Genomic DNA, 16,703 nt, shown 5'->3' on the forward strand with positions numbered 1-16,703 from the left:
GGTCTTGTCGTTTCCGGCCCAATGGGGAAGCGCCTTGTAGTGTCAGATGGTGACGGACCGTGAAACACGGGAATCGAGCCGGCTGATTAACTTCGTGGGGGATGCATGCGGACCATTGACAACGTCAATGACCTTCTCGGTGAGGACCTCAGGGCTGAGATCGTACCGGGCTCGAAGATCCGTATCGCAGCATCCGCCTTCTCGATTTTCGCGTTTGAAGCGCTCAGAGCCGAGCTCGAGCAGATCAGTGAGTTGGAATTCATCTTCACGTCACCGTCGTTCTTGCCGTCCGATGCGGGCGGCAAGATTCGCAAAGAACGTCGAGAGTTCTTCATACCCGCGGGACATGCTGAATCCGAGCTCCACGGCACGGAGTTCGAAGTTCGCCTGCGTAACAAGCTAACCCAGCGCGCGATCGCGAAGGAATGCGCAGAATGGGTACGCCGTAAGGTGCGGTTCCGGTCCAACGCCACAGGCCGACAAATTCAGCCGATGACTCTCATTGACGACCAGACGGTCTATCTTTCGCCGGAAGGCTTTACAACTGCGGATCTCGGCTATGACCGGGGTAACCGGATGTCGAACTTCGTGATGAAAATCGACGAAGTTAGCCAGACGAAGCAGTTCGTCGACACCTTCGACCAGATCTGGAATACCCCCGGGCACGTGACCGATGTCACCCAAGCCGTTCATGACCACATCGCCGCCGTCTACGCGGAGAACTCCCCGGCACGGATCTACTTCCTGATCCTTTACAACCTCTTCGCTGAGTTTCTCGATGACATCTCCGAGGACACGCTGCCCAACGATCGTACCGGTTACGAGAACACCAAGGTGTGGCAGAGCCTCTACAACTTCCAGCGTGATGCCGCCACTGGCATCATCAACAAGCTCGAAACCTTCAACGGCTGCATCCTGGCCGACTCGGTCGGCCTGGGTAAGACCTTCACCGCCCTCGCGGTGATCAAGTACTACGAGCTGCGCAACAAGTCCGTGCTTGTGCTGTGTCCTAAGAAGCTCGCCGAGAACTGGACGACATACAACTCCAACTACACCACCAATCTATTCCACGAGGACCGCTTCAACTACGACGTCCTGGCGCACACGGACCTGTCCCGGAATAAGGGCCAGTCCATCGGCGGCTTGCAGCTCGACCGGATCAACTGGGGTAACTACGACCTCGTTGTTATCGACGAATCCCACAACTTCCGTAACGCGGACTACTCCGAGGGCAAGGAGTCGCGCTACCAGCGCCTCATGCGGCAGGTCATCAAGGACGGTGTGAAGACCAAGGTACTCATGCTCTCGGCCACTCCGGTGAATAACCGCTTCAACGATCTGAGGAACCAGCTTCAGCTCGCTTACGAAGGCGACTCGGAACAGCTCAGCACCGATCTGAAGCTGTCATCCAGCGTGGAGAGCGTGTTCAAGGAGGCACAGACCGTCTTCAACACCTGGTCCAAGCTCGACCCCGAAGAACGGACGACCGACCGCATCCTCTCGATGCTCGATTTCGATTTCTTCGAGCTCCTCGATGCTGTGACGATCGCCAGGTCCCGCAAGCACATCGAGGCGTTCTACGACACCTCTACTATTGGCGCGTTTCCCAAACGCCTGTCGCCCCAGGCCATCCGGGAACCTCTGACCGATCTGGCGACCGCGCCGAACTTCAGCGAGATCTTCGAACAGATCCAGATGCTCAACCTTGGCGTCTACGGACCACTGAGCTATGTCTTCCCCTCCCGCCGCGCCAAATACGAGGACGCCTCACGCTCCACTGAAGGCAACGCCCGGGGCAACCTCGACCAGGCCGGCCGCGAACAGGGAATCAAGCAGCTGATGACGGTCAACCTGCTCAAACGCCTGGAATCCAGTGTCGACGCCTTCCGCATTACCTTGGCTAAGATCGAACAGACTATAGACACCCGCCTCCGTCAACTCTCCGGAACTGGTACGGTCAGCAACGCCGGGTCAACAGACACTGACCTTGATCTGGACCTGGACGACTCTGAGTCCGGTGGGTTCGAGGCCCTCATGATCGGTGAGCTCCAGATCGAGCTCGAAGACCTCGACGTCGATCGCTATCAGGCCGACCTGTGGCACGACCGCGAAACACTCCGCGAACTCATCGGCGCCATGTCCGCGATCACGCCGGATCACGACTCAAAGTTGCGTAAGCTCAAGGAACTCGTCGCCAATAAGGCCGTGTACCCCATCAACCCGGGAAACCAGAAGATCCTCATCTTCTCCGCGTTCGCGGACACCGCCGCCTACCTCTACCGCGAACTTGGACCCTCGCTGGCTGCTGCCGGCTTGCACACCGGTGTCATCACCGGTGGACCGAGCGGGGCGAAGACCACTCTGGGCAAGGGCTACGACTTCGGACAGATCATGGCTATGTTCTCTCCGGTCTCGAAGCACCGTGACCAGATTATGCGAGGACAGTCCGGTGACATCGAAGTTCTCATCGGTACCGATGTGATCTCCGAAGGTCAGAACCTCCAGGACTGCGACACTGTTATCAACTACGACATCCATTGGAATCCCGTGCGTATCATCCAACGCTTCGGGCGCGTGGATCGCATCGGTTCGAAGAACGACCTTATCCAGCTCATCAACTTCTGGCCAGACATTAGCCTCGACGAGTACATCAATCTCAAGGACCGCGTCGAGAACCGCATGCGAATCGCCGACCTCGCAGGAACCGGTGACGACAATGTCCTGGACCCGAATAGCGCCGAGGCCACTTATCGCCGCGAGCAGTTGCGCAAGCTCCAAGACGACGTCATCGAACTCGAAGACGTGCGCTCCGGAGTTTCCATCACCGACCTCGGGCTCAACGACTTCCGTATGGACCTGCTCGGCTACACCCGTCAGGTAGGAGACCTTGCCGGTACACCCAAGGGATTGCACGCCGTCGTACCCGCGAACCCGGATCTGGGACTGGAACCTGGTGTCATCTTCGCGCTGCGCAACATCCAGGCCGACGCCGACCAGCTTAGGGGCAAGGACGATGCCCGGGGCAACCGCTTGCACCCCTACTACCTGATCTACGTCGATCAGCACGGAGAGGTCGTGGCCGACCACACGGAGGCCAAGCACCTGCTCGACCTGCTCCGTGCCGGATGCCGACCTTTCGACGAACCAGTTCCCGAGGCGGTGGCGGCGTTCAAMGCCGCCACCGCCGAAGGCGCCGAGATGGGCGTCTACTCACAGCTGCTCACCGACGCGATCAGCTCCATGATCGAGCTCAACGACGAACGCGACATCGACAGCCTCTTCACTCCCGGCATGACCACCGCGCTGAAGAACACCATCGCCGGGCTCTACGATTTCGAACTCATCGCCTTCATCGCAGTCCTCGACCCCGCCCAGGCTGTAGCCCATGACTGATGTGCTCTTCGCATGGCCGGCGAACGCCGCCGTCGGAACCCGGATCCCCAAGGAACGCTTCTACGCCCAGGGCACCGTTCCCACCGGGACCAAGGAGAAGTTCGTCTCCGAGGTCGCCAAGATCACCTGGACCCACAAACTCAGCGTGGACACCGTCAACGTCCCCGGCGTGGACGACCTCGTGGAGATTGGCGTCTTTCGGATCGATACGAAGGACGGCGAACTCTCCGACAGTGTCCTGACCGCCATCGACAAGGCCATTCCACGCCCGCTCGTCTTCGAGGTCACCAGGCCCACTGCCGAGCTGGGCAGCGGCAATGGTGTCATCCGCATGGCCGCGGCACACAAGCAACTGGGTGCCGGTGTTCCGAAGCTGAGCAGTTACTACTCAACCGGCTGGATGCCGCTCGCTCAGGAGCGCATTGCGCTTCCTACTGCGATCAACCTCCAGATGCTCTATGCCTCGTTGCTGGAGCCGCTCACACCAGTGGAGACACGGGCCGGAGAAACTCCATCAGAGGTTGCTGAGAGACTCGAAGCGATCCGCCGGCTGGACCGCGAGATCGCGACCTTGGAGCGTAAGCTTCGCACCGAGGTACAGCTCAACCGCAAGGTCGAGGTCCGTCGTCAACTCAAGACTAAACAAGCCCAACGAGAACAGCAGAGGTAACCGTGGAGAAGATCCGCATGACATCACGCGACTTGACCGCGGCCAATATCGACGCACTCGCGGAACTGTTCCCGAACATAGTCACTGAAACCACTGATGCTGAAGGTGGCATCCAGCGTTCGGTCGACTTCGATCTTCTGCGTCAGGAACTGAGCGATCACATCGTTGAGGGGCCGCAGGAGCGCTACCAGCTGGACTGGCCTGGTAAGCGTGCGGCTGCTTTTGCTGCGAACGCTCCGATTGCCAAGACTTTGCGGCCGGTGCGTGAGGAGTCGGTCGACTTCGACACGACCAAGAACCTCTTCATCGAGGGCGATAACCTCGACGCGCTGAAGTTGCTTCAGGAGTCGTACCTGGGCAAGGTCAAACTGATCTACATCGATCCGCCGTACAACACGGGCAACGACTTCGTCTACGCAGACGATTTCGCGGAGTCCACGGCGGACTACCTTACCAGGTCCGAGCAGGTGTCGGAGTCCGGGGAGCGTCTGGTGGCGAACTCGGAGTCGAACGGCCGGTTCCACTCGGATTGGCTCAGCATGATGTACTCGCGCCTGAAGCTCGCACGAAACCTACTGACCGATGACGGCGTCATCTTCATGTCTATTGATGATAACGAGGTTGCTAATCTGCGGCGCCTTGCTGATGAAGTTTTCGGCGATTCAAATTTTGTTGCTCAGATCGTTTGGCAAAAGCGTACTTCTCCAGAAGCGCGGAAGCGGCTTGGGGCTGGTCATGAATATGTAGTCGTGTATGCGCGTGACGCGCAAAACATTGACGAGGCTCTGCGACCTCTGCCGCTGAGCGAAAAAGATCGGAGTGCCTTTAATAACCCGGATAATGACCCGCGTGGACCTTGGGTATCCTCTGATTTCACAGCTCCTGGATATCGACCAAATCAAATGTATGAGATCCGAACACCCGCCGGGCTGATGGTTTCGCCGCCTCCAGGTCGTTGTTGGATGAACGTTGAGTCGGAATATAGAGCCCAGGTTGCTGCCGGGCGATTCTGGTTTGGACCGGAGGGGCAAGGAATACCTAGGCGCAAGACTTACCTGAGTGAGCGGGAAGGAAAATCAGCTTGGACATGGTGGCCGAATTCTGAAGTTGGCCATACGCAGGAAGGAACTCGCGAAGTTCGAGCATTGTTCGACAAGAACGGACCAACATACTTTGACTTTCCAAAGCCAGTCCGATTGATCCAACGCATTGTGCAGTTGGCTACACAATTCGACAGGCATGACATCGTGATGGACTTCTTTGCTGGTTCTGGAACTACTGCACATGCCGTTATGGCTCAGAATTCCCTCGACCACGGAAATCGCAGGTACATCGTGGTGCAGTTGGATGAAAGGCCTGGCGCTCAGACCGATGCTGCAAAAGGCGGGTATGAGTCAATTGCAGAAATCTCACGAGACAGAATTCGTCGTGCTGGGAGGGAGGTTCGGAGTAGCTCTGATATTGGCTTCAGGGCTATGAAGGTAAGCAGTGCGTCGAAGGAAAGTGTCCTTCGCGCGGCCGAGGAGCTGGGTCAGCTGGACCTCATTCAACTGGAGTCCACCATCAAACCTGACCGCACGGGCGAAGACCTGCTCTTCCAGTCCATGCTCGATGCAGGCCTGGAACTGAGCTTGTCGATCACTCGCGAAGAACGCGACGGATTCGAAATCTATGACGTTGAGCAGGGAGCCCTAGTGATGTGTATTGGCAATAGAAAACTCAAAACTCGGGGGGGGGGGGGGGCTTTCTCGAGCCGCTACGCATGGTCTTCCTCGACGAGGAGTTCGAGCATGATGCGGCACGGATCAACGCAGAACAGATTTTCCGCGAGCTTTCACCGCTCACCGAGGTCAGGGCGATCTGATTGGTCGCAACACCGGTCCGAGAACGCCCACGCGAAATCGCGTGGGCGTGTTTTGGCGTGTTCTGCATCCTTTACCGGGGCCGGTGCGTGATGGAGAAGCACACACTGCACTCACCCGACCTTACCGCCCGCAACGTCGAGCGGGTTGCGGCACTGTTCCCGAACGTCGTTACTGAAGCATATGACGCCGACGGGAACGTGGTCCCATTGATCGACTTCGATCTTCTGCGTCAGGAACTGAGCGATCACATTGTTGAGGGGCCACAGGAGCGCTACCAGATCGACTGGCCCGGCAAACGTGCGGCCGCCTTCGCGGCGAACGCTCCGATCGCGAAGACTCTGCGCCCGGTGCGTGCGAAATCAGTTGATTTCGACACGACGAAGAATCTCTTCATCGAGGGCGATAACCTCGATGCACTGAAGTTGCTTCAGGAGTCGTATCTGGGCGAGGTCAAGCTGATCTACATCGACCCGCCCTACAACACTGGTGGAGACTTCATCTATGACGATGATTTTGCGGAGACGGTGGAAGGCTTCCTGACGCGTTCCGGATTGAAGGATGACGCCGGAGTTCGCCTGGTCACGAACTCAGATACGAACGGCCGGTTCCATTCCGACTGGTTGTCGATGATGTATCCGCGACTGAAGCTTGCCCGGAACCTGCTCAAGGACGATGGCGCAATCTTCATCTCGATTGATGATCACGAAATCGATAATCTGCGGAAGATCTGCGACGAGGTGTTTGGTGCGGAGAACTTCGTGGCGCAGATCATCTGGCAGAAGGTCTATTCTCCAAAGAACTCGGCTCAGTGGTTCTCCGAGGACCATGACTACATCATTTGTTATGCGCGGGACAAAAATAGGTGGAATCCAAATAAGCTTCCTCGAACTACTGAAATGGATGCGCGGTACAAGAATCCTGACAATGACCCTCGAGGTCCTTGGCAGTCGGATAACTTGACGGCGCGAAACTATTATAGTGCTGGAATCTACCCTGTTGCCACACCTTCTGGCCGTATTATTGAAGGTCCTCCGAAGGGACGCTACTGGGGAATTTCAGAAGACAAGTTTAGGTCTCTAGACGCAGAAGGTCGCATTTGGTGGGGTCAGGATGGCGGCAATATGCCTCGACTAAAGAGGTTCTTGGCCGAGATGACTGAAGGTCGTACACCGCAGACCTTCTGGCCGTATTCTGAGGTGGGCCATACCCAAGACGCGAAGAAGACTCTGCTGAAGTATGTGCCCTTTGAACATACTGAAAACGTCTTGAACTCGGTCAAGCCGGTTCAGCTTATCCAGCGGATCCTTCAGCTCGCTACGAACTCGTCTGATGGCGACATCATTCTGGATTTCTTCTCGGGAAGCGGAACCACAGCCCATGCCGTTATCGCTCAGAACGCGGCTGATGGAGGAAACCGTCAGTTCATAGCCGTTCAGGTTCATGAACCTCTGCGGACGCCGGAGCCCGATTTCGATTCGATCGTGGGCATGAGCACAATGCGTCTCCGCAACGTCGCTGCTGAAATTTCTGAACAGCTTCCTGCGGGCAGTCCGTCCGATCTCGGGTATCGAATGACTGCGATCGATGCCACGAACTTCTCGGATGTCCTCCGCGCGCCGGAAGTCACCAATCAGAGGACCCTCGACTCGCTCGAATCGAGTATCAAGCCAGACCGAAACGGTGAGGACCTCCTCTTCGAGGTTCTGCTCGACTGGGGCCTTGAGCTCACGGTTCCGATCGTGCGTGAGGAGATCGAGGGGCGCGAAGTCTTCGCCGTAGATGACGACGCACTGCTCGCCTGCTTCGCAGAGACTGTGACCTCGTCCGTAGTCAGGGCTCTGGCCGAGCGTGAGCCGCTGCGTGCTGTCTTCCGTGACGATGCGTTCGAGTCGGACGCGGCGCGGATCAACGCGGAACAGATCTTCAAGGAGATCTCTCCCAGCACAGAGGTAAGGACCATCTGATTTGAAACTCCAGTTCAAGGTTCAGGAGTACCAGACCGACGCCGTCGACTCCGTGGTCGACGTCTTCGCCGGCCAGCCACGCCGGGACGGTACCTCTTACCGGATCGACCCCGGCGTACTGAGTGCGGGTCAGCACCGGATCTTCGACGATTCCGGCCTGGCAAATGCACCGATCGAGCTGTCGCGCGCCCAGTTGCTGGAGAACGTGCACCGGGTCCAGAGCTCACGGAACCTTCCGTTGTCCTCGGAATTGAAGGACTCGAAGGCTGCTCCCGGTGCTCCGAATCTTGACGTGGAGATGGAAACCGGTACCGGAAAGACCTATGTCTACATCAAGACACTCATGGAGCTGAACAAGCGGTACGGGTGGTCGAAGTTCATCATCGTCGTGCCCTCTGTAGCGATCCGTGAAGGCGTGAAGAAGACCTTCGACGTCACCGCGGACCATTTCCAGTCGCTCTACGGGACCAAACCGCGCTCGTTCATCTATGACTCCAAGCAACTGCATGAGCTGGAACGTTTTAGCTCCGATGCCGGAGTCCAAGTGATGATCATCAACATCCAGGCTTTCAATGCCACGGGCAAGGACCAGCGGCGCATCTACGATGTGCTGGACGACTTCCAGTCACGGCGCCCGATCGACGTTATCAAGGCCAACCGTCCGATTGTCGTGATCGATGAACCGCAGAAGATCAGTGCAGACAAGTCGCTCAAGGCTCTCGCCGAGTTCAACGCACTCGCAGTACTGCGCTACTCAGCGACCCACAAAGTCGAACACACCAAAGTTCACCGCCTCGATGCTCTGGACGCCTACAACGCGAAGCTCGTGAAGAAGATCGCCGTCCGCGGGATCACCGTAAAGGGACTGGCTGGGTCCTCGACCTACCTGTACCTCGACAGCATCATCTTGAAGAAGGGCGCCGCCCCGACCGCACGTGTGGAGCTGGAAGTCCAGACCAAGAGCGGACCAATCAAGCGGATGACCAGGATCGTAGAGAAGGGCACTAATCTGCACGATCTCTCCGGCGGAGTCGAGGCCTACAAGCCTGAGGGCCAGGCATTGTTCATCACGAACATCGATGCCACCCGCGACATCCTGGAACTTTCCAACGGCGACATTGTCACCGCCGGCCAGCTCGCTGACCGGGACGTTACCGAGGACTCGAAGCGTCGCATCCAAATCCGGGAGGTCATCCGGGCACACATCGCCAAGGAACGTGAACTCTTCTCACAGGGCATCAAGGTGCTCTCGCTCTTCTTCATCGACGAGGTCGTGAAGTACCGCGACTACAGCCGAGAGGACACCCATGGCGACACCCTCGGTGATTACGCGCGGACCTTCGAGGAAGAGTACGAAGCCATTCGCGCCGAGATCCTCGGCGAACTCGAACTCGATGAAGCCACTGCCGAGTACATGAAGTACCTCCAGCGCGACGAGGTGGACGCCGTCCACAAGGGGTACTTCTCGATCGACAAGAAGTCCAAGCGGCAGATCGACGGCAACGTCTCGGGCCGAGGGGATGACAAGGGTCAGTCCACGGACATCGATGCCTACGACCTGATCCTCAAGAACAAGGAACGGCTACTCTCCTTCGCCGAGCCCGTCCGGTTCATCTTCTCTCACTCTGCACTGCGCGAGGGCTGGGACAACCCGAACGTGTTCGTCATGGGCATGCTCAAGAAGTCCGACAACACCGTCTCCCGCCGTCAGGAGATCGGCCGAGGTCTACGTCTCGCGGTTGATCAACACGGTGAGCGGAGGGATAACCCGATCACCGTCCACGAGATCAACGAGCTGACCGTCGTCACCGACGAGTCCTACACCGACTTCGTGAAAGGCCTCCAGGAGGAGATCTCCAAGTCCCTGGCCTCGCGTCCGCGCAAGGCGTCGATCGAGTTCTTCACCGGCAAGACGATCAAGACGCCCGACGGCGAGTCGCAGCTGGAGAAGGAAGTCGCTACCGCCCTGTACAAGTACCTCGTGAAGAACGACTACATCAACGACGACGACACCATCTCGGAGGCCTACAAAGAAGCTAAGGAGAACGGCATACTCGCAGTTCCCAGTTCGCCGATCCTGGCGTCCGTCATCGACTTTGTGTGGCCCCTGGTCGACGCACTCTATCTCGACGTGTCCATGATCGGCGGCGACGATCGTGCCATGAAGAAGATCCCGCTCAATGAGGCGAACTTCGCCAAGCGCGAGTTCAAGGAGCTCTGGGGCCGGATCAACCACCGGGCCGTCTACCAGGTGGAATTCGATTCGAACGAATTGATCGCCAAGGCCATCGCGGCCCTGGACTCGAAGCTCAACGTGACCGGCCTCCAGTACGTCGTGGAACACGGCAATCAGCTCGCCGGGCTCGACGCGGAACAGCTGAAGACCGGTAAGGCGTTCAAGGTCGCTAGCCACGCACGGGAAACCGAACAGATCACGGCCACCTCCTCGGTGAAGTACGACCTGCTGGGCGAAATCACGGAGAAGACCCAGCTCACTCGGCGGACAGTGTCCGCGATTCTGCGGGGCATCCGTCCGGACACCTTTGGGAAGTTCCGGCTCAACCCGGAGCAGTTCATCACCGAGACCGCACGATTGATCAATGAGGAGAAGGCGACCGTGATCGTCGAGCACCTCACCTACGATGCTCTGGAGGACCGTTTCGACACGGCGATCTTCACTGAGAATCAGTCATCACAGGACTTCCGAAAGGCCGGCGAGAAGCTCACCAAGCACGTCTACGACTACGTGGTGACGGATTCCAAAGTCGAACGCGAGTTCGTCGAGAAACTCGACACGAGCAAAGAGGTCTCGGTCTACGCGAAGCTACCGAGAGGATTTTTCATTCCGACGCCAGTAGGGGATTACAACCCCGACTGGGCGATCGCCTTCGAAGAAGGCTCGGTCAAGCACGTCTACTTCGTGGCGGAGACCAAGGGCACGATGTCTAGCCTGGAACTCAAGGGCATCGAGGACGCGAAGATCAGGTGCGCGACCCGCTTCTTCGAGGCGCTCACCGCGCAACGCAAGGGAGAGGTCGTCTACAAGCAGGTCGACAGTTTCGACACACTGATGGAACTGGTGGGAAAGTGACAGATCGGGCACATGACCGAGCGAGGGTGTAATCGGGGTCCTGCGAAGGTAGCGTTGAGCGCGTCGAGGCCTTTCGGATCGACAGTGTAGGAATTTCCATCCTCAGGAGACCTGGACGCTTATCCAGAGACCACAGCCCGAACCCCGGCTACTCCTGCAACCGCGAGGTGCCGCATTGAGTAACTGTGCGATGAAACAGGAGTAACAGTGACAAACGCTTGGGTGATTCGATCCGGTCGATATGGCGAGCGCGACGATTGGGCCATCGCGAATCAGTGTTCGGGCGGAGGATGGGGCGAGGTTCCGGACCTCACTTCGGTGACATCACGCGAACAGCTGGGTGAGCTCTTGGCTGAGATCTACTCAGACAGGACGCCCGGCGCCGTGGCGAACTCGGTGGGGCAAGTCTGGGCCATCCGTGACCGGATCAAGCCGGGCGACATCATGGTGATGCCACTTAAAACCACACAGAAGCTCGCAATTGGCCGGGTGACGAGCGGATATCGGTATCTGACGCATGAGACTGACCCGGAGAAGCGCCACGTTGTGGGCGTGGACTGGATCCACACCGATGTCTCACGCTCCAAGGTAAAACAGGACCTGCTTTATACCCTCGGAAGCGCCTTATCCGTCTTCTCACCGACCCGCGGCCACGCAGTAGAGAGGCTCTCTCGTCTGCTTAGCGGCCAGGACGATCCGGGTCTGGTTGCATTCGTCTCGGGCGGGTCAAGCGGCAATCGCAGCGCCATCGTGCTGGCCCATGTGAACCCTGAAGAAGTGCTGGAGCAGTCCGAAGGCGACGAGGTCGACATTCTCGAAGTGGCGCGGGACCGCATCAGCGCACGGATTGAAGAAACGTTCGTCGGGCATGATCTCACCGGACTCATCAAGGCAGTCCTGGAGGTGGATGGCTTCACCTGCCAGATGGCGCCTCCTGGGCCCGATCGAGGCATCGATATCGTGGCGGGCAAGGGGCCGCTCGGGATGGATTCGCCGAGGATCATTGTGCAAGTCAAGTCCGGAGGGCAGATCGGAGACCCGGTGATTCGGGACCTCCTTGGCGTTCTCCACTCCCAGGGGGCTGATCAGGGCCTCATCGTCGCATGGGGTGGGCTCTCCAGCGCAGCGAAGGCGACGGTCTACGGGCAGCAATTCAGGCTCCGTGCATGGACGGCGGAAGACATCGTTGAGGCTGTCCTGCGTGTCTACGATCGCCTGCCGGAAGACATCCAGACGCGCTTGCCGTTGAAGCGGGTATGGATGCTGACCTGAGAGGGTCAATCCAAATGAGCGGCGGTGGACCGAAGCTCCAGCACCCTCACCGCACCTCAACATCCTCAAACACCAAAAACGTCTGCGTATCCAGCACCTCCGGCATGTTCTGCAGTTGGTCGAACACCACCCGCCTCAGGTCCGCGTTGTCCACCGCCCGAACCAGCAGGATCACGTCGAAGTCCCCACCGACCAGTGCCACATGGTGGACTTCGGGGATGTCGCTGAGCTTGGCCCGTAGCTCGCGCCACGAATGCTGGCGGACCTTGAGCGTCACGTAGGCGCTCGAGCGGAGGCCTGCCTTGAGCGGGTCGATCTTGGTGGTGAAGCCCGTGATGATGCCCTGGTCCTGCAGCTTCGCGATGCGGTTGTAGGCGTGCGCCCGGGAGACGTGCACCTTTTCCGCGATCGTCGTCACCGATTGGCGGGCATCCTCGGTGAGCAGCGCGAGAATGGCGCGGTCCACTTCGTCCACGGGACCTCCTGTGATCCAGCTCATATTTGATGTTCCGTCTACAAGATACTCACTTTCGAATCCACATTTCCAGGATTCCGCCGATTCGTGGATACGAAACGATCCTCCGGACCATACTGATCCCAACACTTCGCTGTCAGGACCATGCTGCAAGGAGGCATCATGACCATTTCCGTCAGCCCGCCCGGAGGCGGCCGGTCCACTCAGGCCGCGGCCGGCGTCGTCGCGCCGGGAACCGACGAGCCACAACCCACCCGCACGAGCCTCCAGGAAGCTGTCCAGAACTTCGGCATCAGCATCGAGGACTACCTGCTCCCGGTCCACGGCCAGATCCAGATCCTCGCCGAGGACGGGACGATGCTCCCCGAAGACCGCCGCGGTTCCAGTCCCGGCCACCAGTACCCCGTTCCGCCGGACGAGGAACTCCTCGAGGCGTACCGCCGGCTCGTCGTCGGGCGCAGGGTCAACGACCAGAACTCGGCGCTCGTCCGCCAGGGGCGCCTCGCCGTCTACCCGTCGAGCCACGGGCAGGAAGCATGCCAGGTCGCGGCGGCGTTGTGCCTCCAAAACAGTGACTGGATGTTCCCCACCTACCGTGACGCCGTCGCGGTCATGACGCGCGGCGTCGACCCGGTGGAGGCCATGACCATCTTCCGTGGCGACTGGCATGGCGGCTACGACCCGCACGCCCACCACGTCGGCATCCAGAGCACCCCACTCACCACGCAGCTGCTGCACGCGGTCGGCGTCGCGCATGCGGCGAAGCTCCGCGGCGAGGACACCGTGGTCCTCGCGATGTGCGGCGACGGCGCCACGAGTGAGGGCGACTTCCACGAGGCCCTCAACTTCGCCGCCGTCTTCCGCCTGCCGGTCGTCTTCTTCGTGCAGAACAACCAGTACGCCATCTCGGTGCCGCTCGCGCACCAGACCGCGGCGCCGTCGCTCGCCCACAAGGCCGTCGGCTACGGCATGGCGGGGGAGCGGGTCGACGGCAACGACCTCGTCGCGCTCCTCGCCGTCCTCGACCGCGCCGTCACCCTGGCGCGCTCCGGCTCCGGCCCGCTCCTGGTCGAGGCGAACACCTACCGTATGCAGGCCCACACCAACGCGGACGACGCCACCCGCTACCGCAACCAGACCGAGGTCGAGGCGTGGGCGGCCAAGGACCCGCTCAACCGCATGCGCCACTACCTCCGCGCAGCCGGCCAGCTCACCGACGACGTCGAAGCCGCCTTCGCGGACGACGCCGAGCAGGTGGCCCAGCGGCTCCGCGAGGGGCTGAGCGTGGAGCCCGACATCGACCCGCAGGACCTGTTCCGCTACGTCTTCACCGAGCCCACTCCGCAGCTGCGCGAGCAGGCCGCCTTCCTGGCGGACGAGCTCGCACGCGACGCCGAGGGCGCCGCAGCCGGCACAGACGCCGCCGCCACCGCCGACACCCGAAAGGAGCGCTGAGATGAGCACCGTCGCAGAAGCGGCAGCTGCCCGCGCGGCCGCGACCGCCGGGCCGTCTGTTGAAGGACACAGCCCCGTGACCTTCGCCAAGGCCCTCACCACCGCCATGGCGGACGCGATGCGCGCCGATCCCGGCGTCGTCGTGTTCGGAGAGGACGTGGCCACGCTGGGCGGCGTCTTCCGCATCACCGACGGGCTCCAGAAGGAGTTCGGCGAGCAGCGCTGCTTCGACACGCCGCTGGCGGAATCCGGGATCGTCGGCATGGCGCTCGGCATGGCCATGAACGGCCTCCGCCCGGTGATCGAGATGCAGTTCGACGCCTTCGCGTACCCGGCGTTCGAGCAGATCGCGAGCCATGTCGCCAAGATGCACAACCGCACCCGCGGACGCATCACCCTGCCGCTCGTCATCCGGGTGCCGTACGCGGGCGGGATCGGCGGCGTCGAGCACCATTGCGACTCGTCCGAGGCGTATTACGCGCACACTCCGGGCCTCAAGGTCTTCACGCCGTCGACCGTCGCGGACGCGTACCTCCTCTTGCGCGAGGCCATCGCGAGCGAAGACCCCGTGGTGTTCCTGGAACCCAAGAAGCTGTACTGGTCCAAGGAATCCGTGGACCTGGACGCGCTGCGCGAGGCGTTCGAGGGGGCAAGCTCAGACAGTGCCACGGGCGTCCGCGAGGAGGGCCGGGCCGCCGTCGTGCGCCCCGGAACCGACGCGACGATCATCGCCTACGGCCCCGCCGTCCCGCCCGCGCTCGCCGCGGCAGAGGCCGCGGCCACCGAGGGGCGGAGCGTGGAGGTCGTGGACGTGCGGACCATCGTCCCGTTCGACGACGAGACCATCTGCGCCTCGGTCCGCAAGACCGGCCGGGCAGTGGTGGTGGCAGAGGCCCAGGGCTTCGCCTCCGTGGCCTCCGAGATCGTCGCCCGCGTGCAGGAACGCTGCTTCCACTCGCTGGCCGCGCCCGTCCGTCGTGTCACCGGCTTCGACATCCCGTACCCGGCGCCCAAATTCGAGCACTGGTACCTGCCCGGCGTCGATCGCATCCTCGACGCCCTCGACGAACTGCAGTGGGAGGACTGATGAGCCGCGAGTTTCTGCTGCCTGACCTGGGGGAGGGCCTGACCGAGGCGGAGCTGGTCCGCTGGCTGGTCTCCGTCGGGGACACCGTCACGATCGACCAGCCCGTCGCCGAGGTGGAGACCGCGAAGGCCGTGGTCGAGGTGCCGTCGCCGTTCGCGGGGACGGTCGCCGTGCTGCACGGCGCGGAGGGCGAGACGCTCGACGTCGGCAAGCCCCTCATCAGCATCGACGAGGGCGGCGCTTCGGCCGAGCCGGTCATCGAGACGGCGGTGGATTATCGGACCGAGGAGCGCGCCGGCTCTGGCAACGTCCTCATCGGCTACGGCACCTCGGGATCGACCGACGGCGGCCGGTCCCGCAGGCGCAAGACCGCGGCTCCCGCAGGGCTCGCCGCAGCCGGGGAGACTCCCCGGGTGTCGCCGGCTCCCGCGGAGCGCGAGTCCGTGGACGCCGTCCGCGTCGTCTCCCCACTGGTCCGCAAGCTGGCCCGGGACCTCGGCGTCGCATTGCACACCCTCGCCGGTTCCGGTCCCGACGGGCTGATCCTGCGACGGGACGTCGAGCAGGCGTCAATCGGTTCGCCGGCGGCCAGTGCCGCGGCGGCCGCGGCAGCCGCGGCCGTCACCTCGGTGGGCCAGGGCGCCGCCGAGGGCACCGGCGTCGCCGGCACCGATGCGTCGACCGACCCCTCGACCGGCCTGCCGATCGCGACCCGCACCCCGCTGCGGGGGTTGCGGCGCACGATCGCCCAGGCGATGGTCCGCAGCCGCACCGAGATCCCCGAGGCGACGGTCTGGGTGGACGTCGACGCGACCGACCTCGTCGAGCTCCGCGCCGGGCTCAAGCGGCGCGACCCGGAGAACGCGCCGAGCCTGCTGGCGTTCATCGCGCGGTTCGTGCTGGCCGGGCTGGCGAAGTATCCCGAGTTGAACACCCGAATCGAGACAGCGGAGGACGGCGGCCAGGAGATCGTCGCCTTCGACGGCGTGAACCTGGGGTTCGCGGCACAGACCGAGCGCGGACTGGTGGTCCCGGACATCCGGGGCGCCCACCGGCTCAGCGCCCGCGAACTGGACGGGGAGCTGAAGCGGCTGACCGGCGTCGCGCGCGAAGGGAAGGCGAGTCCCGCCGACCTCTCGGGCAGCACCTTCACCCTCAACAACTACGGGGTGTTCGGCGTGGACGGCAGCGCGGCGATCATCAACCATCCCGAGGCGGCGATCCTCGGCGTCGGGCGGATCATCGACCGGCCGTGGGTGGTCGACGGGGCGCTCGCGGTGCGAAGGGTCGTGGAGCTCTCGCTCGTCTTCGATCACCGGGTGTGCGACGGCGGGACGGCCGGCGGTTTCCTGCGGTACGTCGCGGACGCGATCGAAAGCCCGGGCACGGTCCTGGCGGACCTCTAGCCGTGCCGGGGGCGCGTTGCGTGCT

10 protein-coding genes are annotated in these 16,703 nt (G+C 61.4%); 9 read left to right on the forward strand and 1 reads right to left on the reverse strand.

Features of this window, described 5'->3' with window-relative positions:
• Nucleotides 1-105 precede the first annotated feature (105 nt).
• The 6 genes from AB4Y75_RS15760 (at nt 106) to AB4Y75_RS15785 (ending at nt 12,255) form a co-directional block, all read left to right on the forward strand.
• Nucleotides 106-3,393: a helicase-related protein gene (locus tag AB4Y75_RS15760; RefSeq protein WP_441436825.1), complete on the forward strand. Its 3,288-nt coding sequence runs from the start codon at nt 106-108 to the stop codon at nt 3,391-3,393.
• Nucleotides 3,386-4,063 (forward strand): DUF4391 domain-containing protein, encoded by a 678-nt coding sequence (locus AB4Y75_RS15765; RefSeq protein ID WP_441436826.1) that lies wholly within the window; start codon nt 3,386-3,388, stop codon nt 4,061-4,063. The genes AB4Y75_RS15760 and AB4Y75_RS15765 overlap by 8 nt, the downstream gene beginning before the upstream one ends.
• Nucleotides 4,064-4,065: 2 nt before the next feature.
• Nucleotides 4,066-6,018 carry a site-specific DNA-methyltransferase gene (locus AB4Y75_RS15770; protein WP_441436827.1) on the forward strand — a complete coding sequence of 651 codons (1,953 nt, stop codon included), beginning with the start codon at nt 4,066-4,068 and terminating at the stop codon, nt 6,016-6,018.
• Nucleotides 6,018-7,892 carry a site-specific DNA-methyltransferase gene (locus tag AB4Y75_RS15775; protein WP_441436828.1) on the forward strand — a complete coding sequence of 625 codons (1,875 nt, stop codon included), beginning with the start codon at nt 6,018-6,020 and terminating at the stop codon, nt 7,890-7,892. The genes AB4Y75_RS15770 and AB4Y75_RS15775 overlap by 1 nt, the downstream gene beginning before the upstream one ends.
• 1 nt (nt 7,893) lies before the next feature.
• Nucleotides 7,894-10,983, forward strand: coding sequence for a type III restriction-modification system endonuclease (locus tag AB4Y75_RS15780; protein WP_441436829.1), 3,090 nt, complete (start codon nt 7,894-7,896; stop codon nt 10,981-10,983).
• Nucleotides 10,984-11,190: 207 nt separating this feature from the next.
• A complete protein-coding gene (locus tag AB4Y75_RS15785; protein ID WP_441436830.1) occupies nt 11,191-12,255 on the forward strand; it encodes a restriction endonuclease in 1,065 nt (354 codons plus the stop codon).
• A gap of 46 nt (nt 12,256-12,301) precedes the next feature.
• Here the strand turns inward: AB4Y75_RS15785 and AB4Y75_RS15790 are convergent, their stop codons facing one another.
• Nucleotides 12,302-12,754, reverse strand: a complete 453-nt coding sequence (locus AB4Y75_RS15790; RefSeq protein ID WP_144628799.1) for an Lrp/AsnC family transcriptional regulator — start codon at nt 12,752-12,754, stop codon at nt 12,302-12,304.
• 138 nt (nt 12,755-12,892) lie between these two features.
• On the opposite strand from AB4Y75_RS15790, the gene pdhA reads away from it, so the two are divergent.
• From pdhA to AB4Y75_RS15805, 3 genes are read left to right on the forward strand one after another with little or no spacing between them, the layout of a single operon-like run.
• Nucleotides 12,893-14,185, forward strand: coding sequence for a pyruvate dehydrogenase (acetyl-transferring) E1 component subunit alpha (gene pdhA, locus AB4Y75_RS15795; protein WP_441436831.1), 1,293 nt, complete (start codon nt 12,893-12,895; stop codon nt 14,183-14,185).
• A 1-nt stretch (nt 14,186) separates the two neighbouring features.
• Nucleotides 14,187-15,272, forward strand: a complete 1,086-nt coding sequence (locus AB4Y75_RS15800; RefSeq protein WP_441436832.1) for an alpha-ketoacid dehydrogenase subunit beta — start codon at nt 14,187-14,189, stop codon at nt 15,270-15,272.
• A complete protein-coding gene (locus AB4Y75_RS15805) occupies nt 15,272-16,678 on the forward strand; it encodes a dihydrolipoamide acetyltransferase family protein (protein WP_441436833.1) in 1,407 nt (468 codons plus the stop codon). Before AB4Y75_RS15800 ends, AB4Y75_RS15805 begins: the two co-directional genes overlap by 1 nt.
• Nucleotides 16,679-16,703 lie beyond the last annotated feature (25 nt).

The sequence above is a fragment of the Arthrobacter sp. RAF14 genome (assembly GCF_052114185.1).
Classification (GTDB): Bacteria; Actinomycetota; Actinomycetes; order Actinomycetales; family Micrococcaceae; genus Arthrobacter_E.

Bases quoted from the DNA above. Each gene is read 5' to 3' on its own strand.
- AB4Y75_RS15790 (WP_144628799.1), bottom strand. From the start codon at position 12,754: ATGAGCTGGATCACAGGAGGTCCCGTGGACGAAGTGGACCGCGCCATT.
- AB4Y75_RS15800 (WP_441436832.1), top strand. From the start codon at position 14,187: ATGAGCACCGTCGCAGAAGCGGCAGCTGCCCGCGCGGCCGCGACCGCC.
- pdhA (WP_441436831.1), top strand. From the start codon at position 12,893: ATGACCATTTCCGTCAGCCCGCCCGGAGGCGGCCGGTCCACTCAGGCC.
- AB4Y75_RS15775 (WP_441436828.1), top strand. From the start codon at position 6,018: ATGGAGAAGCACACACTGCACTCACCCGACCTTACCGCCCGCAACGTC.
- AB4Y75_RS15805 (WP_441436833.1), top strand. From the start codon at position 15,272: ATGAGCCGCGAGTTTCTGCTGCCTGACCTGGGGGAGGGCCTGACCGAG.
- AB4Y75_RS15765 (WP_441436826.1), top strand. From the start codon at position 3,386: ATGACTGATGTGCTCTTCGCATGGCCGGCGAACGCCGCCGTCGGAACC.